Origin of the sequence: Paracidovorax wautersii (genome assembly GCF_031453675.1) — a bacterium.
GTDB lineage: Bacteria > Pseudomonadota > Gammaproteobacteria > Burkholderiales > Burkholderiaceae_C > Paracidovorax.
Genome location: NZ_JAVIZX010000001.1, coordinates 1,045,292 through 1,070,947 on the forward strand (window position 1 = coordinate 1,045,292; position 25,656 = coordinate 1,070,947).

The following is a 25,656-nucleotide window of genomic DNA, read 5'->3' on the forward strand; positions in this document are numbered from 1 at the left end:
CGACCCGCGCAGAACGCCTGCGTTTGGGGCCACTACGCTGCTTCACCGCGCCACGCGGGAGACAGCACCGAAAATTCTTTGCAAAAAGCGCAGGGCTTACTCTTACTTGGCCTTGGGCTTCTTCGCGCCGTACTTGGAGCGCGCTTGCTTACGGTCCTTGACCCCTTGCAGGTCAAGCGAACCGCGCACGATGTGGTAACGCACACCGGGCAAGTCCTTCACACGGCCGCCGCGGACCAGCACCACGCTGTGTTCCTGCAGGTTGTGGCCTTCACCGCCGATGTAGGAGATGACTTCGAACCCGTTGGTCAGGCGCACCTTGGCGACCTTACGCAGAGCCGAGTTAGGCTTCTTAGGCGTCGTGGTGTACACACGGGTGCACACGCCGCGGCGCTGGGGAGAGTTTTCCATCGCAGGGCTCTTGGACTTGATCTTTTCGACCTCGCGCCCCTGACGGACCAGTTGATTGATGGTTGGCATTGAAATACGTCCCTAAACGTGAATTTTTCGTCAAAAACGAAAACGTGAATCCCTTCGGAAATTCCGAAAAGCCTTCTAATGTAGCAGGTTGCCTCTGGAGGGGCAATCGCCAGGGCTTGCGGCGCAGGCGCCCGCACCCTTCAAGGTAGCGCTCCCGCCACGCCGCCGCCCAACCCACGGCGTCCGGCAGCGGCCTGCAGCGGAAGCCCTACCTTTCGGCTGTCGGTCACTTGATCCAGAGGCGGATGGCGTCCCAGGCGCGGCCGAAGATGCCGGCCTGCTCCACACCTTCCAGCGCCACCAGGGGCACTTCGGCGAGTTGCTGCTCGCCCAGCATCACCTTGAGCGTGCCGATGGACTGGCCCTGGGTGAACGGAGCCACCAGCGGATCCTGGCGCACGACCTGGGTGGTCACCTTGCCGGCGCTGCCCGAGGGCACCGTGACGACGATGGCTTCCGGACGGCCGATCTTCAGCGTCTTCTGCGTGCCCTTCCACACGACCGGGGTGGCGGCGGGCTGGCCGGCGTCGAACAGCTTGACGGCGTCGAAGGCCGTGTAGCCCCAGTTCAGCAGCTTCTGGCTTTCGTTGGCGCGGGCGGTTTCGCTGGCCGTACCCAGAACGATGGACAGCAGGCGGCGCTGGCCCACGTTCGGGAAGTCACGCTTGGACGTGGCGACCAAGCAATAGCCCGCCGCTGCCGTGTGGCCGGTCTTGAGGCCATCCACCGTCGGGTCGCGGAACAGCAGGCTGTTGCGGTTGGAGCCGTTGGACGGCGGCGTGCCGGGGTAGGCGTAGTGCTTGGTGGAGTAGTAGTGCATGTACTCCGGGAAATCCTTCATCAGCCGCGTGGCGAGGATGCTCAGGTCGCGGGCCGTGGTCGTGTGGCCGGGCTCGGTGAGGCCTTCGGGGTTCTTGTAAGCCGTGCCCTTCATGCCCAGGGCCTTGGCCTGGTCGTTCATCAGCTTGACGAAGTTTTCGGCCGTGCCGCCCACGCCTTCGGCCAGGGCCATGGTGGCGTCGTTGCCGGACTGCACGATCATGCCCTTGATGAGGTCCTCGACAGGCACCTGCATCTTGGGGTCGATGAACATGCGCGAGCCCGGCATCTTCCAGGCGCGTTCGCTCACGGGCAGCCGCTGCTCCAGCGTGATCTTCTTGGCGCGCAGCGCATCGAAGACCAGATAGCCGGTCATGAGCTTGGTGAGCGAGGCCTGCTCGACCGGCGCATCGATGTCCTTGGCCGCCAGCACCTGGCCGGCCGTCACGTCCACCAACAGGTAGTTGCGGGCTGCGATCTCGGGCGGCTGGGGCGCCTGCGCCTGGGCCCAGAGGGCGGCAGGCGCCAGCAGGGCGGCGCAGACGAGGATTCGCAACGGGGACAGGAAGGAGGTCATGGACACAGGCATTCGAAAGGGAGACTGAACAGGGAAGAGGAAAGAGAGAGAACAGCGTCGGAGGGCGATGTGTGCGATGCGGCAAACCCGATCCAGGTGCGCCCCGGTGGCGGGCCGATCGACGGCGGCGCCCCGCGCGTCAGGCCGCCGGCAGGTCGGCCATGACGTGGCGCATGACCAGGTTCTTGAGCAGCGGCAATTGTCCGTGAAAGAAGTGGCCGCCCCCGGGCACGACGGTAACCGGCAGTATCTGCGGCCGCGCCCAGTCCATGACCGCGGCCAGCGGCACGGTGTCGTCGGACTCGCCGTGCACGACCAGGGTGCGCAGGTGCGCCTCGGGCGGCACCGGCGCGGCGGTGAAGCGGCTGGCGGCGGTGCCCACGAGCACGGCCCGTTCGACGGTGCGTTCGCTCCACAGCCGGGCCAGCGCATGGCTGGTGACGAAGGCGCCGAACGAGAAGCCGGCCAGGGCGATCGGCCCCTCGGGCGCCACCTGCTGCACCACGGCCAGCAGGTCGTCCAGCTCACCGCGGCCTTCGTCGTAGGTGCCGGCCGTGGCCCCCACGCCGCGGAAGTTGAAGCGCACCGCCGTCCAGCCGCTGGCCACGAAGGCGCGGGCCAGGGTCTGCACGACCTTGTTGTCCATGGTGCCGCTGAACAGCGGATGCGGGTGGGCGATGATGGCCACGCCGCGCGGCGCGCCGCCGGCCTCCGTGGCCGCCGCATCGCGGGCGGCTTCGATGGCACCGGCGGGGCCGGCCAGGGTGAGGCGTTCAGTCTGGGCGTTCACGTTGTGCTACCAATTCAATAGCTTGCAGCGCTCGTTGGTCAAGCGCTGGGGCCTGAAAACACTTGAAGTCCGTGGCTGAGTGGAAATCGGCGCGCGAGTTCCTTAGAACGTGTTTACGATCTCGCAGGGGTCGGGGCGTTGCGCTCCTGCCACCGCTGCGGGCCGGCCGTCCGGGAAGGGCCAGGCCGCAGCGCGGCAGATTCTAAGGCGCGCCCTCGCCAAGGCCTCACCCCAAAGACCTTGAACGGGCCTCAGGCGTCCCGGTCGCGCCGGGAGACGCGCAGCACCACGTAGACGAGCGCCGCGTAGGGCCAGAGCCAGCCCAGCCACTGCCCCAGTCCGTAGAAGCGGATGAAGCGGCCCTGCTCCCAGGCCTGCAGCGTCTGCGCGAAGTAGGCGCTGGTGGGCGCCTGGTTCAGCAGGTTCAAGTGCAGCGCCAGTGCCAGCAGCAACAGGGCGGCGCAGGCCCTGCGCGGCAGGGCCACCAGCGCCAGCGTGGCCGCCAGTGCGGCCCAGATGCCGATGCGGGTCGGCAGGTTCAGCCATTCCCAGGCGTGCGCGGGTCCGTAGCTCAGGGCGGACGACAGCGCCGTCACCGCCACGCCGATCAGCACCGTGGCCACGGCGAATGCCGCACGACGGCCCACGCTGCGCACCACGCAATAGCCCAGCAGGCAAGGCACCAGCAGCCCCAGCAGCACGGCCACCAGTTCGCCGCTGGCGGACAGCGCCTCCAGCGGGGTGTCGCGCACCGGCAGCCACTCCAGGAAGGGCGTGTCCTCGAGCAGATCGACCAGCGCCTGCTCCAGCCGCTCCCACATCTGCCCCAGGCCGAAGGGCACGGCGGCAGGGAACAGCAGCGCCAGCGGCCACAGGGCCAGCAGCACCAGCGCACCGCGCGCCTCGGGCACGAACCAGCGGGCGCGGAAGCGGCTCCAGCGGTCGATGGCGCCCAACCGCTCCAGCAGCGCCGCCACCATGGCGCCGAGCAGCGCGCCGCACGCATTCAGCGCCAAGTCCATGTTGGACGGCACGCGGCGCGGCAGGTAGATCTGCAGGAACTCCATCGCCAGCGACAGCAGGGCGCCGGCCAGCGCAGCCACCGGCACCGCCGCCCGCGGCCAGCCGGTGCGCAGCAGGGCCAGGCCCAGCAGAAAGCCCAGCGGGGCGTATCCGCCGACGTTGATGTTGACGTCGAACCAGGTCCAGTAGGGCGGCGGGATCGGGGCGGAGAAGAACACCCAGGGCGAAATGCCCTGTTCGCGCCAGCCGTCGAAAGGGAACAGGCTGGCGAAGACGATCAGAGCCGCATAGGTCAGCCCCAGGGGCCAAGCCGACGTCTTGTGCATCGGAGCGCCTGTCCAGCCTCTCAGAAGGGTTTGACCACCACCAGCACCACGGCGGCCACCAGCAGCAGCACGGGCACCTCGTTGAACCAGCGGAACCAGCGGTGGCTGCGCCGGCTCTCGCCGCTGGCCAGCTTGCGCAGCAGCACGGCGCAGGCGTGGTGGTAGCCCACGGCCAGGACGACGACGGTCAGCTTGGCGTGCATCCAGCCGTTGCCCGGCCCCTTGCCGATGCCGTAGCCCAGGAACAGCCACAGCCCCAGCCCCAGGGCGGGCACGGCCAGCAGCGTGGTGAAGCGCAGCAGCTTGCGCGCCATCAGCAACAGGCGGTCGCGCTCGGCCACCGAACCCGGCGGCACCAGGGCCAGGTTGACGAAGATGCGGGGCAGGTAGAACAGGCCGGCGAACCAGCTGGCCACGAAGACGATGTGAAAGGCTTTGACCCAGAGCATCGGCGCAGTTTACGTGCCAATCGGCCCGCCTGCAGCGCATCGCCGGACCCCCCCGCGGCCTTCTCTTGACGCGGCTCGCATCCGGCACCCAGCGAGCGGCCGGTGACGGCCAAGCGGGCCCTTGCGCGTCACATCCGCGTCGCGCGGCGCGGGGCGCAGCGCCCCTGTGGGCCCGGTGGCGCGGCGATGTGGCGCACAATTTGGGCATGCATCTGTCCAGCCCCACCCCCTTTCCGGCCAGCCGCCCCCGCCGCCTGCGGCGCGACGCCTTCACCCGCAACCTGGTGCGCGAGAACGTGCTCACGCCCCACGACTTCATCTATCCGGTGTTCGTGCATGAAGGCACCCATGTGCGCGAGGCCGTGCCCTCCATGCCCGGCGTGGACCGCCTGAGCCTGGATCTGCTGCTGCCCGTGGCGGAAGACTGCGTGAAGCTGGGCATTCCCGTGCTGGCGCTGTTCCCCTCGATCGACGCGGCGCTGAAGACGCCGGACGGCAAGGAAGCGCAGAACCCCGACGGGCTGATCCCCCGCGTGGTGCGCGCGCTGAAGAAGGAATTCCCCGACCTGGGCGTGCTCACCGACGTAGCGCTGGACCCCTACACCAGCCACGGCCAGGACGGCGTGCTCGACGCCACGGGCTACATCCTCAACGACGAGACGGTGGAGATCCTGGTGGGCCAGGCGCTGACGCACGCCGAGGCCGGCGTGGACATGGTCGCCCCCAGCGACATGATGGACGGCCGCATCGGCGCCATCCGCCAGGCGCTGGAGGCGCAGGGCCACGTCTACACCCGCATCATGGCGTACAGCGCCAAGTACGCCAGCGCCTTCTACGGCCCGTTCCGCGATGCCGTGGGCACGCGCGGCGCCCTGGGCAAGGCCGACAAGAACGTCTACCAGATGGACCCGGCCAACACCGACGAGGCGCTGCGCGAAGTGGCGCTGGACATCGCCGAAGGCGCCGACATGGTGATGGTCAAGCCCGGCATGCCCTACCTGGACGTGGTGCGCCGCGTGAAGGACGAGTTCCGCGTGCCCACCTTCGCCTACCAGGTGAGCGGCGAGTACGCCATGCTCAAGGCGGCCGCGGCCAACGGCTGGCTGGACCACGACGCCGTGATGATGGAATCGCTGCTGGCCTTCAAGCGCGCGGGCGCCGACGGCATCCTGACCTACTTCGCCCGCGACGCGGCCCGCCTGCTGCGCGCCTGATGCTATTAAAATAGCAGCTATTAGCGCTTATCCACAGGGCGCTGGAGCCCGATTTGACTGAAGAACACTCCGGTGCGATCCGCGTCTTCCACATCCAGCCCGGGTCCGCGCGCGAGCTGACGCAGCTGCCCACCGCCCTGCCCCCGCAGGGCTTTCTGTGGATCTCCTGCACCCGCCCGGCCTTCAGCGCCGAACTGCCGCGGCTGCAGGCCGCGCTGCAGGCCACGGCCGGCCTGCAGCTGGTGGACCTGCACATCTCCGACCTGCTCAACGCGCAGCTGCCCTCGCACTACGACTACACCTCGCAGTACGACCTGCTGGTCTTTCGCCGGCTCACGGCCACCCAATGCGACACCGCGCTCGCGCCGGTGGCAGGCCCGGCGCCCGCCACGGCAGCCGCCCCCGGCGCCACCGACGCTGCCGCACAGCGGCGGGGCGGCCCGCCCGTCCTGCGGCGCATCGACACCAGCCCGGTCGGCTTCGCCGTATTCGACCAGGTGCTGCTGACGGTGCACCCCGTGGACTGCACCGTGCGGGACGCCTACGCCGCACGCCTGCTGGCGCCCCCCCAGTCCGGCACGCCCGCACCGGCGGCCCCCGCCGCTGCCGCATCCCCATCCGCCAGCGAGCACGCGGCCACCGCCGCCACGGTGGCACCCGATGCCGCGCCACCCCACGGCGCACTCCTGCACCACACCCCGCCGGCAGCCATTGCGGCCGTCACCCCGGCCGAGACCGTGGCGCGCGATCTGCGCAATGGCGCATCGGCCAACACCCGCTTGCCGGCCAGCCCGGCCGACCTGATGCTGCGCGTGGTCAACCTGATCGTGGACAACTACCTCGACCTGCGCCGTGAGCTGTCGCGCCAGCTCGACCACTGGCAGGGCGAGCTGCTCAAGCCGCGCGCGCGCTTCGCCAACTGGAGCGCCCTGCTGGACGCACGCCTCACGCTGCACCAGCTCGACGAGATCTGCGAAGACCAGCGCGCCGCCGTGCAGGACTGGGTGGACACGCTGGAGACCTGGGCCGTGCCCGACAACCTGGCCGCGCTGCGCGAACTGGACCTGCTCAAGGTGCGCAGCCGCGACGTGCTGGAGCACATCGAGCGCGTGGTGCACCACGTGCGCCGGCTGGAGCAGAGCACCGAGACGGCCGTGCAGATGCACTTCAGCGTGCAGAGCAACCGCACCAACGACATCATGCGCACGCTCACGGCCCTCACCGCCGTGTTCCTGCCGCTGAACCTGATCGCCGGCATCTTCGGCATGAACTTCGAGTTCATTCCGCTGGTGCACAAACAGGACGGCTTCTGGTGGGCCATGGGCTCGATGACGGTGATCGCCGTCGCCCTGGTGGCGCTGTTCTGGCGCAAGCGCTACCTGGCCCGCACCGGGCAGCACTGACGCGGGCGCGCCCTTTCCTCCCGTCCCCCTCTGCCCTTGCCCCCACGCTCGCCATGTCCGTGCCCCCTGCCCGCCCCCTGCTCATCCTCAAGACGGGCGACACCTTTCCGCCGCTGCGCGCGCAGGCCGGCGGCGACTTCGAGGACTGGGTCCGCGCCGGGCTGGGCGACGACGGTGCGCTGCCCGTGCGGGTGATCGACACGCGCCACGGCGCCGACCTGCCCGCACCGCACACGGTGGCCGGCGCCGTGGTGACCGGATCGCATGCCATGGTGTCCGACCGCGAGGCATGGAGCGAAGCCCTGGGCGGCTGGCTGGCGGACGCGGTGCGCCAGCAGACGCCGGTGCTGGGCATCTGCTACGGGCACCAGCTGCTGGCCCATGCGCTGGGCGGCGAGGTGGGCTACCACCCGGGCGGACTGGAGATCGGCACGGTGGAGGTCGAGCCGACCCCCAACGCCGCGGCCGATGCCCTGCTGGGCGCCCTGCCCCCGCGCTTCGCCGCGCAGGTCGTTCACCACCAGTCCGTGCGGACCCTGCCGCCCGGCGCCGTGCCGCTGGCGCGCAATGCCCACGAGCCGCACCAGGCCTACCGCATCGGCCCCTGCGCCTGGGGCGTGCAGTTCCATCCGGAGTTCAGCGCGGACGCCATGCGCGGCTACATCGACGCGCTGGAGCCCACGCTGAACGCCGCCGGCCACCGCGCCGCGGTCCTGCGCGCGGGCGTGCAAGCCACGCCCGAGGCGGCGGCCTTGCTCGGCCGCTTCGCGCGGCTGTGTGCCGCCACGGCCTGACCCCTCACTCCGGCTGACCAGTCTCACCTGAAGGTGCCCGACCAGCACCTCGGCCCAGCCCTTGACTTGACAATACTTGTCTAGTCAATTATTGTTGCGGCCATGACTGACACAACAGCATCCAAGCGTGCCCAGCCCCGCTTCGTCCCGGAAGAAAGCGTCGGCTACCAGATGCGCCGCATCGTCACCTTGATCGGCCTGGAAGTCGAACGCCGCATGGAGCCACTGGGCCTGACCGATGCCCAGTGGAAGCCGCTGCTACGGCTGAGCCTGCAGGACGGCGCCACGGCCGCCAACTTGGCGCGCTTGTGCCACCTGGATGCCGGCGGCATGACGCGCCTGCTGGACCGGTTGGAAGCCAAGGGCCTGTGCCAGCGCGAGCGCTCGCAGGAAGACCGCCGCGTCGTCCACATCGCGCTTACCGAAGAAGGCCACGCTGCGGCCGCTCAGATCCCCGAGCAGCTGGAAAGCATCCATTCCGTGGCGCTCCAGGGCTTTTCGGCCGAGGAACGCGCGCAGCTGTCCGGCTTCATGGAACGCCTGTACGCCAATGTGCAGACCTTCGGCACGGGGGGCTGCATGGAGCCGGACACCCAGCCGTAAGGCGCGCTCCGCCCACCCCTTTGTCACCGAGAGCCCAACAACATGCAAAACCACACCCTCTCTCACCCTGAAACCCCGGCGCCCGCGCCGGCAGGGCGCTGGCGCGAAGGCGCCGCGCTGTACTTCGGCACGCTGGCCCTGGCGCTCATCGCCCTGCCCGGCCTCACCGGTTGCGCCGACATGTCCGGCATTGCGTCCAGGGCGCAGATGCGCGATGCCGCCTCGGTGGGCCTGGGCGCATCCGCACCGGCCGCGGCCGCACCGGGCACGCTGCAGGTCGATGGCGCCGTGTCCACCGACTGGTGGCGCGGCTTCGGCGATGCGCAGCTCGACGCGCTGGTGCAGCAGGCCTTGGCCACCAGCCCCAACCTGAAGGGCGCCGAGGCCCGCATCGCCCGCGCCACCGCGTTTGCCGAAACCGCACGCGCCGCCCAGGGCCCGCAGCTCAATGGCAGCCTGGACGCGAACCGCCAGCTCTACAGCCAGAACGGCGCCTACCCCGCCACCCAGGCCGGCCGCATCCTGAGTGTGGAGACGGCCCGGCTCACCGGCAGCTGGGAGATCGACTTCTTCGGCAAGAACCGGTCGGCCCTGGCAGCCGCCATCGGCGGAGCCAACGCCGCCCAGGCCGATGCCGAGGCCGCGCGCCTGCTGCTGGCCGCCAACGTGGCGCACCAGTACCTGCAACTGGCCCGCCAGCAGGCGCAGCTGCAGGTGGCCGAGCGCACGCTGGCCCAGCGCACCGAGACCCTGAAGCTGGTGCAAGGCCGCCTGGACGCCGGGCTGGACACGCAGTTGGAGCTGCGCCAGAGCGAGGGCGGCCTGCCCGAGGCGCGCCAGCAGATCGAGGCCCTGCGCGAGCAGATGGCGCTGACGCGCAACGCGCTGGGCGCGCTGGTGGGTGACCCAAATGCCGCACAAACGCTTGTTCCACCTGCGCTGACAGCTATCCAATCGGTAGCAATACCCGCCACGCTGCCGGCCGACCTGCTGGGCCGCCGGCCCGATGTGGCCGCCGCCCGCTGGCGCGTGGAGGCGGCCACGCAGGACGTGGCCGTGGCCCGGGCGCAGTTCTATCCCAACGTGAGCCTGACCGCCTTCGTCGGCCTGTCCAGCCTCGGCATCGACCACTTCCTCGAAGCGGGCAGCAAGGAGTGGGGCCTGGGCCCGGCCGTGCGCCTGCCGATCTTCGACTCGGGCCGGCTGCGCGCCAACCTGCGCGGCAAGTCCGCCGACCTGGACGCCGCCATCGAGAGCTACAACAGCGCGCTGATCGACGCCGTGCACGACGCGGCCGACCAGTTGGCCTCCACGGCGTCCATCGACCGCCAGCGGGCGGAGCAGGCCCAGGCACAGGAAGCCGCCGAAGGCGCCTACGCCATCGCCCGCCAGCGCTACGAAGCCGGGCTGGGCAACTACCTGAACGTGCTGACGGCCGAGACCAATGTGCTGGCCCAGCGCCGCCAGGCCGTGGACCTGGACGCCCGTCGGCTCGACAACCAGGTGGCGCTGATGCGCGCGCTGGGCGGCGGCTACCAAGCCGCCCCGGTGGCCACCGCCGCTGCAGCAGCCATCACGGCCACAGCCCACTGAGCGCCGGCTCCACGCCGCATCCACCGCTCGCCAGAACAAGACAGACAGAACCGTCCTCCCGCAGGAGCCCCTGACCATGACCGCATCGCAAAACACCGCATCCGCCGCCCCCGCTGCCGGCAATCCGCAACGCCGCAAGGCCCTCACCGCCCTGGCCGCCGCCGTCGTGCTGGCCGGCGGCGCCTGGGGCCTGTATGAATGGCTGGTAGCCAGCCACTACGAGAACACCGACAACGCCTACGTGCAGGGCAACGTCATCCAGATCACGCCGCAGACGGGCGGCACGGTGATGTCCATCCTGGCCGACGACACCGACTTCGTGAAGGCCGGCGCGCCGCTGGTGCAGCTGGACCCGGCCGACGCCCGCGTCGCCCTGGAGCAGGCCGAGGCCAACCTGGCCCAGGCCGTGCGCCAGGCGCGCACGCTGTACGCCAACAACGGCTCGCTGGCCGCGCAGGTCAGCCTGCGGCAGGCGGACGTGGCCAAGGCCCAGTCCGATGTGGCCCGCGCACAGGACGACCTGCGCCGCCGCCAGGCGCTGACCGGCAATGGCGCAGTCAGCAAGGAAGAGCTCAACCACGCGCAGAGCCAGCTGGAATCCGCCCGTACCGCGCTGGCCGCGGCGCAGGCCGGCGTGGTGTCGGCCCGCGAGCAGCTCGCCAGCAACCAGTCGCTGACGCAGGGCGTGGCCGTGGACCAGCACCCCAACGTGCTGGCCGCCGCCGCCAAGGTGCGCGAGGCCTTCCTGGCCGACCGCCGCACCGCCCTGCCCGCGCCCGTGGACGGCTACGTCGCCAAGCGCACCGTGCAGCTCGGCCAGCGCGTGGCCGCCGGCACGCCCCTGATGACCGTGGTGCCGCTCAACCAGGTGTGGGTCGATGCCAACTTCAAGGAAAACCAGCTGCGCAACCTGCGCCTGGGCCAGCCCGCCACCCTGACGGCCGACCTGTACGGCAAGAAGGTCGAATACCAGGGCACCATCGCCGGCATGGGCGTGGGCACGGGCTCGGCCTTTGCGCTGCTGCCTGCGCAGAACGCCACCGGCAACTGGATCAAGGTGGTGCAGCGCGTGCCGGTGCGCATCGCGCTGGATGCCGCCCAGCTGCAGGCCAACCCGCTGCGCGTGGGCCTGTCGATGGACGTGACGGTGAACACCAGCGACCGTGCCGGCGCCCTGCTGGCGGATGCGCCGCGCACCCAGGCCGTCGCGCAGACGGCCGTGTACGAGGCGCTGGACCAGGGCGCAGGCGCCGAGGTGGCGCGCATCATCGCCGCCAACGCCGGGCCGGGCTACAAGCCCAGCGTGACGGCCACCCCAACCGCGGCCCCGGCCGCCGTGGCCGCGCCCCTGGCCAAGGCCTCAGCGGGCCCGGTGCAGCACCTGGCCTCTGCCGCGGGCAAGGCCCCCGGCGCCACGCCTGCCGCGCACTGAGCGGCCGGCCCCCACCCGCAGACTGCACGCCCCGCCGGCCCGGCTCCGCTCAGAGGGCCCCGGTGCGCGCCAGCCGTAGACACAAGCACTCCAACACCCCCTACGCATGTCTTCCCCCTCCACCAAGCCTCTGCCGCCGCCTCCGCTGGAGGGCAGCGCGCGCCTGTGGGGCACGCTGGCCCTTTCGGCCGCGACCTTCATGAACGTGCTGGACACGTCGATCGCCAACGTGTCCCTGCCCGCCATCGCGGGCGACCTGGGCGTGAGCCCCACGCAGGGCACCTGGGTCATCACCAGCTTCGCCGTGGCCAACGCCATCGCGGTGCCGCTGACCGGCTGGCTGTCGCAGCGCTTCGGGCAGGTGCGCCTGTTCGTGGCCAGCGTCACGCTCTTCGTCATCGCCTCGCTGCTGTGCGGCATCGCGCCCAACATGGCCACGCTGATCGCCTTCCGCGCGCTGCAGGGCTTCGTGGCCGGGCCGATGATTCCGCTGTCGCAGTCGCTGCTGCTGTCCAGCTACCCGAAGGCGCTGGCCGGGCTGGCCATGGCGATGTGGTCCATGACGACGCTCATCGCGCCGGTGATGGGGCCGCTGCTGGGCGGCTGGATCACCGACAACATGACCTGGCCGTGGATCTTCTACATCAACGTGCCGGTGGGCATCGCGGCCGTGGCGGTCACCTGGGGCATCTTCCGCAACCGCGAGTCCGAGCGCCGCACGCTGCCGATCGACTCCATGGGTCTGGCGCTGCTCGTGATCTGGGTGGCCGCCATGCAGGTGATGCTGGACATCGGCAAGGAGCACGACTGGTTCGAGTCGCCCTGGGTGGTGGCCTGCGCCGTGGTGGCCGTGGTGGGTTTCCTCACCTTCATGGTCTGGGAGCGCGGCGAGAAGCACCCCGTGGTGGACCTGTCGCTGTTCAAGATCCGCAACTTCTGGGCCGGCGCGCTGGCCACGTCGGTGGGCTACGGCCTGTTCTTCGGCAACGTGGTGCTGCTGCCGCTGTGGCTGCAGCAGTACATGGGCTACACGGCCACCCAGGCCGGCATGGTGCTGGCACCCGTCGGCGTGCTGGCGCTGGTGCTGTCACCCATCGTGGGCAAGAACATCGCCAAGGTGGACCCGCGCCGCTTCGCCACCTTCGCCTTCCTGGTGTTCGCGCTGGTGCTGTGGATGCGCTCCAACTTCAACACCCAGGCCGACATCGCCACCATCATGGTGCCGACCATCATCCAGGGCATCGCCATGGCGTTCTTCTTCATCCCGCTGGTGACGATCACGCTGTCGGAGATCACGCCGGAGCGCATTCCGTCGGCTTCGGGGCTGTCGAACTTCATGCGCATCACGGCGGGCGCCATCGGCACGTCCATCTCGACCACGCTGTGGGAGCGCCGCGCCACGCTGCACCACGCGCAGCTGACGGAAGGGCTCCAGCAGGGCAACATCGCCGCCACCCAGGCGCTGCAGGGCCTGCAGGCGGGCGGCTTCACGCCCGAACAGGCGCTGGCGCAGGTGGAGCGGCTGGTGAATCAGCAGGCCTTCATGCTGGCGGCCAACGACATCTTCTATGCCTCGGCCGTGCTGTTCCTGCTGCTGATTCCGCTGGTGTGGCTGGCCCACCCGACCAAGGCCAGCGCCGGCAGCGCCGATGCGGCCGCGGGGGCGCATTGACATCACACGCTCTCAGTGCACCCCATCATCGTCCGGTGACGATGTGCCTCAGGGTTATCTCGCCAGCAAAGCGTTGCTGCGCTGCAGATGCGCGCGGAAGAGCCCCGGATACTCCTTGGATACGGCAGCCTTGACGCTTGGTCGCGCGCTGAGCTGCCTGCGCCAGGCGTCCACCTTGGGAAATTCTGCGGAACACGAAGTGCCCGTGTCTCCTTCGACAATATCGAAGTAGCGGAAGACCGGCGCAAAGACCAAGTCCACCATCCCAAAGCCCTCGCCGCCAAAGTACGGGCCGGCACCGAGCACTTTTTCGAGGGCGCCGAGCTTCTCGGCGAGCGACGAAGTTCGCGCTGCGGCGGCGGCTTGGTCCCTGGCGTTCAAATACCCCCAGGCCTCTCCCAGCGTTGCGGTGCCGAATTCGACCCAGGCACGGTGCTGTGCCCGTGCGAATGGATCTGCGGGGTAAAGGCTCGGCCCCGGCTGGGTTTCATGCACGTACTCGCAAATCGCCATGCTTTCAAAGAGTACCTGCGATGTGCCATCGTCCTCCTGTATCTGGAGCACCGGCACCTTGCCGGTGGGCGATAGGGTCATGAACCAGTCGGGCTTGTTTTGAAGGTCGACGTCGATGCGTTCAAACGGTACCTGCTTTTCCAGCAAGGCGATGGCCGCCCGCTGGACGAACGGACACAGTGGGTGGCTGACAAGGGTGAGCGTGGGCATGGTGAGATGGGGCTTGGCGTGGCATGGGTGAAGGACAGGGCACGAGAGGACTCCGTGCCCGTCTTCGGTGTGGTGCGCCGGTGCGTATGACCTTTCAGCCTGGCCCGTTCGTGCCGGCTTGCGCCTGGCGTCAGGCCGCGGCACGGGACCCGCTCCGGCGTTGACCGATCAGCGGTTCAGCAGGCGGCCGCCATCGACGACGATCTCAGAGCCGACCGTCCAGCGCGATTCGTCGGATGCGAGATACAGCACCGCCTTGGCCACCTCATCGGGCGTGCCGAAGCGGCCCAGCGGAATGGTCGCGGCGATCTGTTGGTTGACTTGCTCGCGGTAGGCGTCGGGAATGCCGAGCTTGTCGTACAAAGGCGTCTCGACCGGACCGGGACTCACGGCGTTGACGCGGATGCCCCGCGCCAGCAGTTCGGTCGAGAGCGTTTTCGACATGTTCAGGAATGCGGCCTTGGTGGCGGCATAGACGGAAGAGCGGTCTGCGCCTGCGTGGGCGCTGACGGAGGTCGTGAGAACCACGGAGGCGGGGTTCGAGAAAATCGGCAGCAGGGCCTGCAGCAGGAAGTAAGGCCCCTTCACGTTGATGTCGAACGAGCGCTCAAACATCTCTTCCGTCCATTCCTCCATGGGCAGCCACACGGACACGCCGGCATTGAGGAAGGCGACGTCGAGTTGGCCGTAATGGTCCTTGACGGTCTGCGCCAGTTCCTTCTGTGCGGCAACGCTGGCCGAATCGGCCCGCAGCACGGGCACTTCGGAGCCGAGTTCTGCCTGGGCCTTGGCAATGGAATCGGGGTTGACCCCCCGTCACGATGACGCGGGCACCTTCGGCCAGAAACTGCTTGGCGGTTTCCAGGCCGATACCGCTTGTTCCGCCGGTGATGAGAGTACGTTTACCTTGCAAGCGCGACATTGAATTCTCCTGTGAATGACGACCACCACGGCCGACAGAGACAAATGTGCGCCCATGCCATTCAATTGATAAGAACCCGATTTTGAATATGATTCATGCCGCAGTCACATGAATCCGGGGGTATCCATGGACCGATTTCTTCTGATGACGTGTTTCGCTCGCGCGGTCGAGACAGGAAGTTTTTCTGCGGCGGGCCGCGACCTGGGCCTGGGGCAGCCCAACGTCAGCCGCCACGTGGCGGCGCTTGAAGACCATCTTCAGACCCGCCTGCTGCACCGCTCCACCCGCAAACTTGCGCTCACGCCGGAAGGCGAGCGCTATTACGCCGACATCCGCCGCATTCTCGATGCGGTGGACGAATCCGAATCGTCCTTCCGAAACACCACCGATCCTTCCGGGCTGTTGCGGGTGGCCTGCCCGACGGCCCTCGCGCACGCCTTCGTTTTGCCGTATGTGCCGGAGTTTCTGGAGCGCTACCCTCGATTGACGCTGGACCTGCAGATCAACGATCGCTTCGTGGATTTGGTGAATGACGGCACCGAACTCGCCATTCGCATCGGAAATCTGGAAGACAGCGCCCTGCGCGCTCGCCGCATCGGTTCGTATGACCGCGTGTTCGTGGCCAGCAAGGACTATCTGGCCCGACGCGGGGTTCCGCAGACCCCCAACGACCTGCGCGACCACGACTGCGTGATCTACACCTTGCTCACTTCCGGTGCGACCTGGCATTTCCGAGACACCGAGATTCCGGTCTCTGGCAGGCTGCGGGTCAACTCGCCCGAGGCCGTCAGCGCAGCGGTCGCCGCAGGGCTGGGGGTGGGGCATGGACCGGCCTGGCTGTTCGAGGAAGGCTTGAAAAGCGGTCGCGTGGAATTCATCCTCAAGGGCTATGCCGCGCCTGCGGTCCCTGTACAGATCGTCTATGTCGCCAACAGATTGCTTCCGACCCGGGCCATCGTCTTCATGGATTTCATCGCGGATGTGTTTTCGAAGATTCCCGCCTTCAATCACCAGGACCGTTTGCCGGAGCTGCCGGGGCGCTGATGGCGCATCCGCTTGAAGCATTCCATCCGCCACCCACGCCCCTCACATTGCGGACATGGTGATCAACGCAGCGGGGAGGGGACGGAAGATCGCTCAGTGCGCATCGCCGTCATCGACCCCATCCGCTGCGCCTGATCGGGCCGGGGCCTCTTGCACGCGCTAGTCTCTCCGCGCCACGCCAAACAGCCCCGCCGCGTTGTCCCAGGCCACCTGGCGCGCCAGCGCCGGCGGCAGGCCGCCCAGCCACACGCGGTAGTCGGCCATCAGCGACTCGTAGTGCTGCCAGCGCTGGTTGACCCAGGTGTCCGAGCCGATCACGAAGCGCGTGGGGTACTTGGCGATCAGCGCGCGCCAGGCCGGGCACAGCTGTCCGCCGTCGCAGGTCAGCCCGGGGCGGTACGACAGCTCGCCCACCAGGCGCGGGTAGCGCGCCATGAGCGCGTCCACGCGCTCCACTGGCGCACCGCCGATGCCCGTGTGCGCCCACACCATGCGCAGCTTCTGTCCCTGCGTGGGCGAGTGCGCCATGAGGCGGTCGATGGCGTCGTCGTCCACATGGGCCAGCACCACCAGGTCGCGCTGCTCGGCCAGCACCATGAGCTTCTTCGCCACCGGGCCGTCGGCATTCGAGCTGTCGTACAGGTGGAATTCGCCGATGCCGCGGTACGGCCCCGCGGGCGTGCCGCGCGCCAGTTCGGCCTGCACCATGTCGTAGATGGTCTCGTCGCGGAACCAGTTCGTGTAGTCCGCCCGGTTGCGGTACAGGCGCACGAAGGGCACGACGGCGATGCCGGCGTCCTTGGCCAGGGCGCTGCCCGCGAGCGCCAGGGAGCCGGTGTTGGGGCGCGAGTTGGCGACGATGGCGCGCACGCCGCTGGCCTGCATGCGGGCGACCACATCGGCCGGCGGGTGTGGGCCGGTGCTGCCGTTCCAGGCTTCTTCGTTGTAGTGCAGGTGCGCATCGAACAGCGGCCCGGTGTAGCCGGCGGCGCTGGCCGTTCCGGCCGCGGCAGCCGCCCAGGCCGCCACTACCAAAAACATAGCTGCTTGCGCTCTCCCCGATTGGGCCAGAGCCCGAAAAGGCTTGAAATCCACCCCTGCTGCGCTGCGCGCCCCGGCCCGCATGGCGTCAGCCCACGTGCTTGGCGAAGAAGGCCAGCGTGCGTTCGCGCGCGGCGATGGCCGCGGCCTCGTCGTAGGAGCCGCGCTGGTCGCAGTTGAAGCCGTGGTCGGCGTCGTACACATGCACCTCCACCTCGGGGTGGGCGCGCCCGAACGCCTGCACGCTGTCGAGCGGGATGAAATGGTCGCGGCTGCCGAAGTGCGCCAGCACCGGCACGCGCGGCGTGCGCGCCACTTCGGCGCCAGAGGTCATCCCGCCGCCGTAGTAGCAGACGGCCGCGGCCAGGCCGTTCAGCTCGCAGGCGGCGCGCCAGGTCAGCAGGCCGCCCCAGCAAAAGCCGACGATGCCGACCTTGAGGCCGCCCGACAGCTGCGCCGCGTGGTCGATGGCGGCCTGGATGTCCGGCAGCACGCCGGCGCCGGGCAGCGACTCGGTCCGCGCCTTGAGGGCGATGCCGGCCTCCATGTCCTGCGCGCTGTAGCCCAGCTCCACGTTCGGCTCCACGCGGGCAAAGGTGGCGGGCGCCACCGTCACATAGCCGCGTGCGGCCAGCCGCTCGGCCACGGCGCGGATGTGCGCGTTGACGCCGAAGATCTCCTGCAGCACCACGACGGCGCCCCGCACCGGGCCCTCGGGCTGCACCACCCAGGCGGGCAGCTGGAAACCGTCGGCCGATGTCAGATCCACGAAACTGCCCATGCTGTTGCTCCTTGCGATGTGGTGAAAAGGGGAAGGCCGGCCGAAGTGCCGCAGCGCTGCAAGCAGCTTTCACGCCCGAGCGGGATTCCCGGGGCGGCAGCGGCCGCCGGCTGCCACAGCCGGGCGGCGCAATGCTGTAATGCGGAACTTCCTTCCGGCGACCCGGCGCCCGGCCATGCGGCATTCTTGCAGGAGACAGGTTTTGGACAAAGCGGCGAAAGTAGCAATCGTGACCGGCGGTAGCCGGGGCATCGGCGCGGCCACCGCGCTGCTGGCCGCGCGCCAGGGGTGGGCCGTGGCCGTCAACTACGCGCAGCAGGCCGGCGCGGCCGAGGCCGTGGTGCGGCAGATCCGCGAGGCGGGCGGCACCGCCATCGCCGTGCAGGGCGACGTGGCCGTCGAGGCCGATGTGGTCGCCCTGTTCGAGAGCGTGGACCGGCAGCTGGGCCGCGTGACCGCCCTGGTCAACAACGCTGGCGTGGTGGCCCCGCCGGCGCGCGTGGACGAGGTGACCGCCGAGCGCCTGCGCCGCCTCTTCGACATCAACGTGCTGGGCAGCTTCTTCTGCGCCCGCGAAGCCGTCAAACGCATGAGCACGAAACACGGCGGCGCGGGCGGCAGCATCGTCAACGTGTCCAGCGCGGCGGCGCGCCTGGGCTCGGCCCACCAGTATGTGGACTACGCGGCCACCAAGGGCGCGATCGACACGCTGACCATCGGCCTGGCGCGCGAGGTCGCAGCCGAGGGCATCCGCGTGAACGCGGTGCGCCCGGGCGTGATCGACACCGACATCCACGCCAGCGGTGGCCTGCCCGACCGCGTGCGCGACCTGGCGCCCAAGATCCCCATGGGCCGCGGCGGCACGGCCGAGGAAGTGGCCGAAGCCATCGTCTGGCTGATGGGCGACGCCTCGCCCTTCACCACCATGGCGCTGGTGGATATCTCTGGAGCCCTCTGATGGAATCGCTCAAGCCCCTGATCGCCCTGCTGGCCATCGTCAACCCGCTGGCCATCGTGCCCTTCTTTCATCCACTACACGGCCGGCTTCTCGTCGGCCGAGCGGCGCCGCACCATCCAGGTGGCGGCCTTCAGCGCGTTCTGCGTGATCGCCGCCTGCGCGCTGCTGGGCCTGCAGATCCTGGCGTTCTTCAACATCTCGCTGCAGAGCTTTCAGGTGGGCGGCGGCATGCTGCTCTTGATCAGCGCGCTGAACATGCTGAACGCCCAGCCGGCCGAAGCCAAGCCGCTGACCAACGAGCTGGAAGAAGGCGCCGAAAAGGCCGCGCAGGGCGACAGCATCGCCGTGGTGCCGCTCACCATTCCGCTGCTGACCGGGCCGGCCAGCATGTCCACCGTGGTGATCTACGCCGACCGCGCACAGACCTTCTGGCAGCACGCCGCGCTGGTGGGCTACGGCGTGGTCATCGCCGTGGCCACGGCGCTGTGCTTTGCGCTGGCCGACCCCATCGCCCGCGTGCTGGGCAAGACCGGCATCAACGTGATGACGCGGCTCATGGGGCTGATCCTCGCCGCGCTGGCCGTGGAGGTGATGGCCGACGGGCTGGGCAAGCTGTTCCCCATCCTGGCGAGGTGAACCGCGTGAGCGCGCGCCTGCTGCTGCTGGAGGACGACCCCGCCATCGCCCGCACGGTGGCGTACGCGCTGGAGCGCGAGGGCCTGGCCGTCGTCCACAGCCTGTTGCTGCGCGATGCGCGCGAGCAGCTGCAGCGCCACCCCTTCGACCTGCTGGTGCTGGACGTGGGCCTGCCCGACGGCAACGGCCTGGACCTGCTGCGCGAACTGCGCCAGGGCCAGCGCACCACGCCCGTGCTGGTGCTCAGCGCCCAGGGCGAGGAGATCGACCGCGTGCTGGGCCTGGAGCTGGGCGCGGACGACTACCTGCCCAAGCCCTTCAGCCCGCGTGAGCTGGCAGCGCGGGTCAAGGCGCTGCTGCGCCGCGCCGCGCTTCCCGCCGCATCGCCCGGGCCAGCCCGCAGCGGCGGCGCCTTCCGTGACGACGCCGCGGGCCAGCGGATCTACCTGCATGGGCAGGCCCTGGCGCTGACGCGGCGCGAGTACCGCCTGCTGTCGTGCCTGCTCGCAGGTGCCGGCCGCATCCACGCCCGCGACAGCCTGCTCGCCGCCGCCTGGGGCGACGACAGCGAGAGCACCGACCGCACGGTGGACACCCACATCAAGACCCTGCGCGCCAAGCTGCGCGAGGCCGACCCGGCGCGCGAGTACATCAGCACCCACCGCGGCATGGGCTATTCCATTGACTTGTGATTTCATGCCAAATCAGCCTCTAGCGCCCACCCAGTAAGCGCCAATAGCTATTCTTTTAGAAGCATCCATGCGCCTCGGCATCCGCCTGCTTTTCGCCTTCTTCCTCATCAACGGCATTGCCGCGTTCTTCGTGCTGCGCGTGTTCACCGCCGAGATCAAGCCCAGCGTGCGCGAGGTGATGGAGGACATGATGGTGGACACCGCCAACATCCTGGCCGAGCTGGCCAGCGACGACCTGGCCGCCGGGCGGCTGGGCGCGCAGGCCCCCGGCGCGCCTGAAAGCGCCTTCGCCCGCCACGTGCGCAACTACGCCAGCCGGCCCATCGACGCCGCCATCTGGGGCCTGTCCAAGCAGACGCTGGACTTCCGCATCTACGTGACGGACGCGGCCGGCAAGGTGGTCTTCGACAGCGAGCGCAAGGCCGTGGGCGACGACTACTCCCAGTGGCGCGACGTGGCCCGCACCCTGCGCGGCGAGTACGGCGCACGCGCCTCGCGCGACGTGGAAACGGACGACACTTCGGGTGTGATGTACGTGGCCGCGCCGGTGCGGGTGGACGGCCGCATCGCCGGCGTGCTCACCGTGGCCAAGCCCACGCGCACCGTGCAGCGCTTCATCGACCGCGCGGAACGCAAGGTGCTCAAGGGCGGCCTGCTGCTGCTGGCGCTGTCGGCCCTGGTGGGCATGGCGGTCACGGTGTGGACGGTGTGGCACGTGCGCCGCCTGCGCGACTACGCCCTGAGCGTGCAGGCGCCCGGCGACGCCATGGCCCCGCCCCCGCCCGTGCCGCAGGTGCCGGGCGAGCTGGGCGACCTGGCCCGCGCCATGGACCGCATGCGCGAGCGCCTGCAGGGCCGCGACTACATCGAGGGCTACGTGCGCGCCCTGACCCACGAGCTGAAAAGCCCCGTGGCCGCCATTCGCGGCGCCGGCGAGCTGCTGCAGGACGAGCTGCCTGCGGCCGACCGCGCCGCGTTCGCCACCCAGGTGGTGGAGCAGAGCGAGCGCCTGCAGCGCCTCATCGACCGGCTGCTGGAACTGAGCAAGCTGGAACAGCGCCAGCACGCCGAGGCCGCCGCGGTCCCCGTCGCGCTGCGCGACTGCGCCGAGCGGGCCGTGCAGCAGTGCAGCGCCCGGGCCCGGCAGCGCGGCGTGGCACTGGCCCTCAGCGGCGAGGGCGCCAGCGGCCCCTGGGAGGCCGACCTGGCCACCCTGGCCATCGGCAACCTGCTGGACAACGCCATCGATTTCTCGCCCGCCGGCGGCACGGTGCGCGTGCACTTGGACGGCGCTACGGTCACGGTGCAGGACGAAGGCCCGGGCGTGCCCGACTACGCCCTGGCCCGGCTGGGCGAACGCTTCTTCACCACCGCGCGGCCGGACGGCACGCGCAGCGGCTCGGGCCTGGGCCTGGCCATCGTGCAGCGGGTGATGGCGCTGCACGGCGGCAGCCTAGCCGTCGAGAACGGGGCGCCCGGACTGCGCGCCAGCCTGCACTGGCCATGCGCCTGAGCGCAGGCCCCCGCACACCGGAGCCGCGCGCATGATCGATCACGCGGGCATCCACGTCACCGACCTGGCGCGCAGCCAGGCGTTCTACACGCAGGTGCTGAAGACGCTGGGCCACGGCATCTGCCAGGAGCTACCGGACGCCGTGGGCTACGGTCCCCAGCCGCCGTCGCCGGGCGACGATCCGGGCGGCGGGTTCTGGATCGCCCAGGCCCCGCCGTTCGTTCCGCGCAGCCACGTGGCCTTTCGCGCCCGCGATGCAGAGCAGGGGCGCGCCTTTCACCGCGCGGCGCTGGCGGCCGGCGGCACCGACAACGGGGCGCCGGGGCTGCGCCCCCAGTACCACGCTGGGTGCTACGCGGCGTTCGTACTGGATCCGGACGGCTACAACATCGAGGCGGTCTGGCACGGGGCGGCCGGTCCGGCGCCAGCCGCCGGGTAAGGCGGCCGCACCGCCACTTCACGCCCGCCTCACAAACTTCATTTCCCTCTCACCCTCGGTGAGAACACTGCCCCTCCATGAACCACCCCTGGAGGAGCAGTCCCTTGAAACACCCCTTATTCACCAAGATCGCCGCGCTGGCGGTCATCGCCGCCCTGCTGCTGTTCGGCCTGGGCCTCGTCGAGGACGTGGTGCGCGACCGCCAGCGCTACCGCACCGAGGCCACCCGCAGCGTGGCGCAGAGCCTGGCCGGGCCGCAGACGCTGCTAGGGCCCTTCATGCACAGCGCCTGCGTGGAGAGCTGGGACGAAACCGTCGGCACCGGCGCCGACCGCCGCAGCGTGGAGCGGCGGCGCGAGTTTCTGCTGACCGCCATGCCCGAGCAGCTGCAGGTGCGCACGGCGGCCGTGATGGAAGAGCGGGCACGTGGCCTGCACAAGGTGAACGCCTACACGCTCAAGGCCCACCTCACAGCGCATTGGGCCGACCTGTCGGACCTGCGGGCCGAGACGACGGTCAAGGGCTCGCGCATGCAGTGCGGCGCACCGATCCTGATGGTGTCCGTGGGCGACGCGCGGGGCATCCGCACGGCGCAGCTTCAGGTCGGCGGGCAGGCAATGGCGCTCAAGCCCGGCACCTTCCATCCGCTCTATACCCGCGGCCTGCATGCCGCACTGCCCGAGGCCCTGCGCGACCAGCGCGGCGGGGTGACCGCCGACCTCGACCTGGAACTGGTCGGCACCGAGCGGCTCGCCATCGTGCCGCTGGGCGGCACCACCGACGTGCAGATGCAAAGCGGCTGGCCGCATCCGTCGTTCTCGGGCCGCTTCCTGCCGTCCGAGCGCGAATGGGGGGCGGAAGGCTTCACCGCCCGGTGGCGCCTCTCGTCGCTGGCCACCACGGCGCAGCAGGACGTGGCGGCCGGCCGCCGCATCTGCGAGCCCGGCGCCGCCGTGCCGGCCAGCTATGACGACGGCGAGGGCGAACGCACCGCCCCCGAGGCGGCGCAGCGCGGCTGCACCGACAGCTTCAGCGTGGGCTTTGTCGATCCGGTGAACCCGTATTCGCTCTCCGACCGAGCGACCAAATACGGCGTGCTCTTCATCGCGCTCACCTTCGTGGCCGTGGGCCTGTTCGAGCTGATGAAGAAGCTGCGCGTGCACCCCGTGCAGTACCTGCTGATGGGCAGCGCGCTGTGCAGCTTCTTCCTGCTGCTGGTGAGCCTGTCGGAACACCTGTCTTTCGGCCTGTCCTATGCCCTGGCGGCCGGCGGGTGCGTGTTGCTGCTGGCCTATTACGCCAGCCACATGCTGGGGGGCGTCCTGCGCGGCATCCCCTTCGGACTGGGCATCGGCCTGCTGTACGGCCTGCTGTATGTGCTGCTGCAGCTGGAGCAGACGGCGCTGGTGGTGGGCGCGATCGCGCTGTTCCTGGTGCTGGGCGCGGTGATGGTGCTGACCCGCAAGGTCAACTGGTACGGGCTGGCGCCGCAGCGCGGTGCGCCGGCCGCTGCGGCCACCACGGCGCAGGAGGCTTCTTGATGGAAGGCCATCCCACGAACGCCGGAGCGACCCGTAGAGCATCCCGCGGCAGCCAGCGCGGGCTGCCGCCGGGCACCGGCCCTGCCCTGTCGCTGGCGGAAGCGCAGCGGGTGCAGCACTACCAAGACCGGCTGGAGCAGGCCCTGCAGGCGAGGGACCGCGCGGCGCTGCGGCGCGCCAAGCAGGACGTGCTGCAGGCGGCCTATCTGCGGCAGCAGCAGCCCGCGACGCCGGCCTTGCGCACCGCTCTGCGCCGGCTGTCGTGGTGGATGGCCGGCATGCGCCTGTCGCGCGACCCGCTGGGCTGAGCGGCCAGGAGCCAAAGGCCCTGCGTCAGGCCGCGACGGGCTGGCGCTCGTGCGCCGCGTGTTCGTCGTCGCCACTGGAGCAGGCGCCGCCGCAACCCTGGATCAGGTCGTCAGGCAGCGCGGCGGGGGCGTTCACGATGCCGGTCACGGGGTCGAACCCCGCCCGGCGCAGATGCAGGGCCAGGGCCGCATCCATGCTCTGGGTGTGCTGTGGGAACCAGATCGCCAGTTCGGAGGCCATGCCCCGAAGCACATCGAGCTCGCCCTGCTCGGCCCGCTGCGTGCCTTCGCGCATCACCTGCAGCACCACCTTGTGCTGCAGGCTGTGGCAGTTGCTGGACGCGAAGCGGGTCGCCTGCATCCAGCGGTCTTCCTGGCCGAAGTGGCCTTCGGTGTGTTCCACCAGGGCTTTCCAGGCGTCCAGCAGGTGGGCGTCGTCCGCACGTTCGACGGCCTCCAGCAGTTGCACGAACTCCTGGTGCGTGTCGTCCATGAGCGGCAGGTCCAGTGCCAGACCGTCGGACCATTCGAGTGCGGCCATATCCATTCCCTTCATCAGCCAAGGCAAAACAGCGCCGTCGCGCGGCGAGGGGCCAGCTTACGAAGGCGTGCGCTCCCAGGCTTTGACGCAGGTCATGAAGCCATGGCCGGCGCGGCTCTGGCAAACCGCGCGGGCCAAGAAAAAGGGCCCTGCAGTGCAGGGCCCCCGAGGGCGCGGTCGATGGTCGCCGCAGCGTCAGCTTTTCGAGTTCTCAAAAGATGGCTGTATCAGACCATCGCGTTGCCAATAGGGATTACTGGCCGTACATGCGCTTGGCGTCGGCAACGCACTTGTCCTTGGCGTCACCGTTCATGGTGTCGCAGCGTTCCTTGGCGGCCTTGTAGTCGGCTTCACGCTTTTCTGCGGAAGCGTCCTTCTTGGCTTCAGCCACCTTGGCCTGCTGCTTGGCGGGGTCGTCCGTCGGCGTGGCGGCGGTACGTGCCACCTTGGCGTCTTCCTTGGCCTTCACTTGAGCGGCCTTGGCGTCCTTCTGGCACACGTTCTTGGCGTCGCCGGTCAGGTCGTCGCACTTTTCCTTGGCGACATCGTAGGCAGCGTTGGCGCGGGCATCAGCCACCTTCTCGTTGGCCTTGGCGCTGGGCTTGTACTGGGCTTCCAGTTCGGCCTTGGCGACGTTCTCGGCGCCCTTGGCTTCCTTCTGGCAGACGTCCTTGGCGTTGCCGCTCATGCCGTCGCACTTGGCCTTGGCGGCCTTGTAGTCGGCAGAGATGCGGTCCTTGGCAGCGCTGTGCTCTTCCTTGGTCATGGCCATGCCGGAGGTAGCCATCAGGCCGGCGATTGCGAGAGCGAGCAGGTTACGGGTGTGCTTCATGGAAATTCTCCTCGGATTGTCAAAAGGGGGTTTCTTGCGCCGCTGGCCCAAGCCGGCGGCCTGTTGTTCTGGGGGACCGGAACGTGTCCGTGTCAGTTGTCGAAACGGAAGTCGGGGTGGCGGGCCTGCCAGTCCTTGAGCTGCTTTTCCGCCTCGTCCTTGGCGATGCCCTGGCGCTCTTGCAGCTTGCCCAGGAACTGGTCACGCTTGCCGGCGATCACGTCGAGGTCGTCGTCGGTCATCTTGCCCCACTGTTCCTTGATCTTGCCGGTGAACTGCTTCCAGTTGCCCTTGATGCGGTCTTCGTTCATGTTGACTCCTCTACGGGTGCGATGTCTCGCCTTCACTGTCCTGCTGGTGGGCAGGACGCCTAGTTGCGAGGCGATGGAAGAACTGTAGGCAGGGCCCCCGGCGCCCGCCGTAGGTGGCGTGACGCAGGCGGCGTCAGCCCCCGCCTACCTCGCCGCGTAGGCTGGGGCGCCGCTGGCAAGGCAAAAAAAAGACGTGCCC

Annotated in this window: 25 protein-coding genes and 2 pseudogenes; 15 read left to right on the plus strand and 12 right to left on the minus strand. The window is 69.4% G+C overall.

The window, feature by feature from the left end; translation table 11 throughout:
* Positions 1–102 precede the first annotated feature (102 nt).
* From rpsL to QE399_RS04885, 5 genes are all read right to left on the minus strand, one after another.
* Positions 103–480 (minus strand): 30S ribosomal protein S12, encoded by a 378-nt coding sequence (rpsL, locus tag QE399_RS04865; protein WP_010104110.1) that lies wholly within the window; start codon positions 478–480, stop codon positions 103–105.
* A 226-nt stretch (positions 481–706) separates the two neighbouring features.
* Positions 707–1,876, minus strand: coding sequence for a D-alanyl-D-alanine carboxypeptidase family protein (locus QE399_RS04870; protein ID WP_309826685.1), 1,170 nt, complete (start codon positions 1,874–1,876; stop codon positions 707–709).
* A 139-nt stretch (positions 1,877–2,015) separates the two neighbouring features.
* A complete protein-coding gene (locus QE399_RS04875) occupies positions 2,016–2,666 on the minus strand; it encodes an alpha/beta hydrolase (protein WP_309826686.1) in 651 nt (216 codons plus the stop codon).
* A gap of 251 nt (positions 2,667–2,917) precedes the next feature.
* Positions 2,918–4,015 carry a VanZ family protein gene (locus QE399_RS04880; protein ID WP_309826688.1) on the minus strand — a complete coding sequence of 366 codons (1,098 nt, stop codon included), beginning with the start codon at positions 4,013–4,015 and terminating at the stop codon, positions 2,918–2,920.
* Positions 4,016–4,035: 20 nt separating this feature from the next.
* A complete protein-coding gene (locus QE399_RS04885) occupies positions 4,036–4,464 on the minus strand; it encodes a CopD family protein (protein ID WP_309826690.1) in 429 nt (142 codons plus the stop codon).
* A 206-nt stretch (positions 4,465–4,670) separates the two neighbouring features.
* Between QE399_RS04885 and hemB the strand changes: the two genes are divergently transcribed.
* From hemB to QE399_RS04920, 7 genes are all read left to right on the plus strand, one after another.
* Positions 4,671–5,678, plus strand: a complete 1,008-nt coding sequence (gene hemB / locus QE399_RS04890) for a porphobilinogen synthase (RefSeq protein WP_309826693.1) — start codon at positions 4,671–4,673, stop codon at positions 5,676–5,678.
* Positions 5,679–5,731: 53 nt separating this feature from the next.
* Entirely contained in the window at positions 5,732–7,081 is a 1,350-nt protein-coding gene (locus QE399_RS04895) for a magnesium transporter CorA family protein (RefSeq protein ID WP_309826695.1), read from the plus strand.
* 53 nt (positions 7,082–7,134) lie between these two features.
* Entirely contained in the window at positions 7,135–7,875 is a 741-nt protein-coding gene (locus tag QE399_RS04900) for a glutamine amidotransferase (protein ID WP_309826697.1), read from the plus strand.
* A 102-nt stretch (positions 7,876–7,977) separates the two neighbouring features.
* Positions 7,978–8,478, plus strand: coding sequence for a MarR family winged helix-turn-helix transcriptional regulator (locus QE399_RS04905; RefSeq protein WP_309826699.1), 501 nt, complete (start codon positions 7,978–7,980; stop codon positions 8,476–8,478).
* A gap of 42 nt (positions 8,479–8,520) precedes the next feature.
* Entirely contained in the window at positions 8,521–10,071 is a 1,551-nt protein-coding gene (locus tag QE399_RS04910) for an efflux transporter outer membrane subunit (protein ID WP_309826701.1), read from the plus strand.
* Between the two features lie 76 nt (positions 10,072–10,147).
* Entirely contained in the window at positions 10,148–11,503 is a 1,356-nt protein-coding gene (locus QE399_RS04915; RefSeq protein ID WP_309826703.1) for an efflux RND transporter periplasmic adaptor subunit, read from the plus strand.
* 106 nt (positions 11,504–11,609) lie between these two features.
* Complete coding sequence (locus QE399_RS04920) at positions 11,610–13,175, plus strand: DHA2 family efflux MFS transporter permease subunit (protein ID WP_309826704.1); 1,566 nt, start codon at positions 11,610–11,612, stop codon at positions 13,173–13,175.
* Between the two features lie 54 nt (positions 13,176–13,229).
* On the opposite strand, the gene QE399_RS04925 is transcribed toward QE399_RS04920, so the two are convergent.
* Both QE399_RS04925 and QE399_RS04930 read right to left on the minus strand, forming a co-directional pair.
* A complete protein-coding gene (locus QE399_RS04925; protein WP_309826705.1) occupies positions 13,230–13,898 on the minus strand; it encodes a glutathione S-transferase family protein in 669 nt (222 codons plus the stop codon).
* 168 nt (positions 13,899–14,066) lie between these two features.
* A pseudogene (locus tag QE399_RS04930) lies at positions 14,067–14,820 on the minus strand (SDR family oxidoreductase).
* Between the two features lie 126 nt (positions 14,821–14,946).
* On the opposite strand from QE399_RS04930, the gene QE399_RS04935 reads away from it, so the two are divergent.
* Positions 14,947–15,864 (plus strand): LysR family transcriptional regulator, encoded by a 918-nt coding sequence (locus QE399_RS04935; RefSeq protein WP_309826706.1) that lies wholly within the window; start codon positions 14,947–14,949, stop codon positions 15,862–15,864.
* Between the two features lie 159 nt (positions 15,865–16,023).
* Here QE399_RS04935 and QE399_RS04940 read toward each other — a convergent pair whose 3' ends face one another.
* Both QE399_RS04940 and QE399_RS04945 read right to left on the minus strand, forming a co-directional pair.
* Complete coding sequence (locus QE399_RS04940) at positions 16,024–16,905, minus strand: amidohydrolase family protein (protein WP_309826708.1); 882 nt, start codon at positions 16,903–16,905, stop codon at positions 16,024–16,026.
* Between the two features lie 88 nt (positions 16,906–16,993).
* The gene (locus QE399_RS04945) at positions 16,994–17,686 is read right to left on the minus strand and encodes a dienelactone hydrolase family protein (RefSeq protein ID WP_309826709.1); all 693 of its coding nucleotides are present in this window, start codon (positions 17,684–17,686) and stop codon (positions 16,994–16,996) included.
* A 175-nt stretch (positions 17,687–17,861) separates the two neighbouring features.
* Here QE399_RS04945 and QE399_RS04950 point away from each other — a divergent pair, with 175 nt between their 5' ends.
* The 7 genes and pseudogenes from QE399_RS04950 to QE399_RS04980 all read left to right on the plus strand — a co-directional run bounded on the left by QE399_RS04950 (position 17,862) and on the right by QE399_RS04980 (position 23,773).
* Positions 17,862–18,644, plus strand: coding sequence for an SDR family oxidoreductase (locus QE399_RS04950; RefSeq protein WP_309826711.1), 783 nt, complete (start codon positions 17,862–17,864; stop codon positions 18,642–18,644).
* Positions 18,644–19,280 (plus strand): annotated as a pseudogene (locus QE399_RS04955) (MarC family protein). The gene QE399_RS04950 and the pseudogene QE399_RS04955 overlap by 1 nt, the downstream one beginning before the upstream one ends.
* A gap of 5 nt (positions 19,281–19,285) precedes the next feature.
* Positions 19,286–19,972 carry a response regulator gene (locus tag QE399_RS04960; RefSeq protein ID WP_309826712.1) on the plus strand — a complete coding sequence of 229 codons (687 nt, stop codon included), beginning with the start codon at positions 19,286–19,288 and terminating at the stop codon, positions 19,970–19,972.
* A gap of 67 nt (positions 19,973–20,039) precedes the next feature.
* Positions 20,040–21,485: a two-component system sensor histidine kinase CreC gene (gene creC, locus QE399_RS04965; RefSeq protein WP_309826714.1), complete on the plus strand. Its 1,446-nt coding sequence runs from the start codon at positions 20,040–20,042 to the stop codon at positions 21,483–21,485.
* A 31-nt stretch (positions 21,486–21,516) separates the two neighbouring features.
* A complete protein-coding gene (locus QE399_RS04970; RefSeq protein WP_309826716.1) occupies positions 21,517–21,924 on the plus strand; it encodes a VOC family protein in 408 nt (135 codons plus the stop codon).
* 104 nt (positions 21,925–22,028) lie between these two features.
* Positions 22,029–23,465, plus strand: coding sequence for a cell envelope integrity protein CreD (gene creD / locus QE399_RS04975; protein ID WP_309826718.1), 1,437 nt, complete (start codon positions 22,029–22,031; stop codon positions 23,463–23,465).
* Positions 23,465–23,773, plus strand: coding sequence for a hypothetical protein (locus QE399_RS04980; protein ID WP_309826719.1), 309 nt, complete (start codon positions 23,465–23,467; stop codon positions 23,771–23,773). Before creD ends, QE399_RS04980 begins: the two co-directional genes overlap by 1 nt.
* Positions 23,774–23,798: 25 nt before the next feature.
* Here the strand turns inward: QE399_RS04980 and QE399_RS04985 are convergent, their stop codons facing one another.
* The 3 genes from QE399_RS04985 to QE399_RS04995 all read right to left on the minus strand — a co-directional run bounded on the left by QE399_RS04985 (position 23,799) and on the right by QE399_RS04995 (position 25,457).
* Positions 23,799–24,314: a hemerythrin domain-containing protein gene (locus tag QE399_RS04985; RefSeq protein ID WP_309826721.1), complete on the minus strand. Its 516-nt coding sequence runs from the start codon at positions 24,312–24,314 to the stop codon at positions 23,799–23,801.
* Between the two features lie 253 nt (positions 24,315–24,567).
* Positions 24,568–25,146 carry a hypothetical protein gene (locus QE399_RS04990; protein ID WP_309826725.1) on the minus strand — a complete coding sequence of 193 codons (579 nt, stop codon included), beginning with the start codon at positions 25,144–25,146 and terminating at the stop codon, positions 24,568–24,570.
* A 92-nt stretch (positions 25,147–25,238) separates the two neighbouring features.
* Positions 25,239–25,457, minus strand: coding sequence for a CsbD family protein (locus tag QE399_RS04995; RefSeq protein ID WP_309826726.1), 219 nt, complete (start codon positions 25,455–25,457; stop codon positions 25,239–25,241).
* Positions 25,458–25,656: the final 199 nt, after the last annotated feature.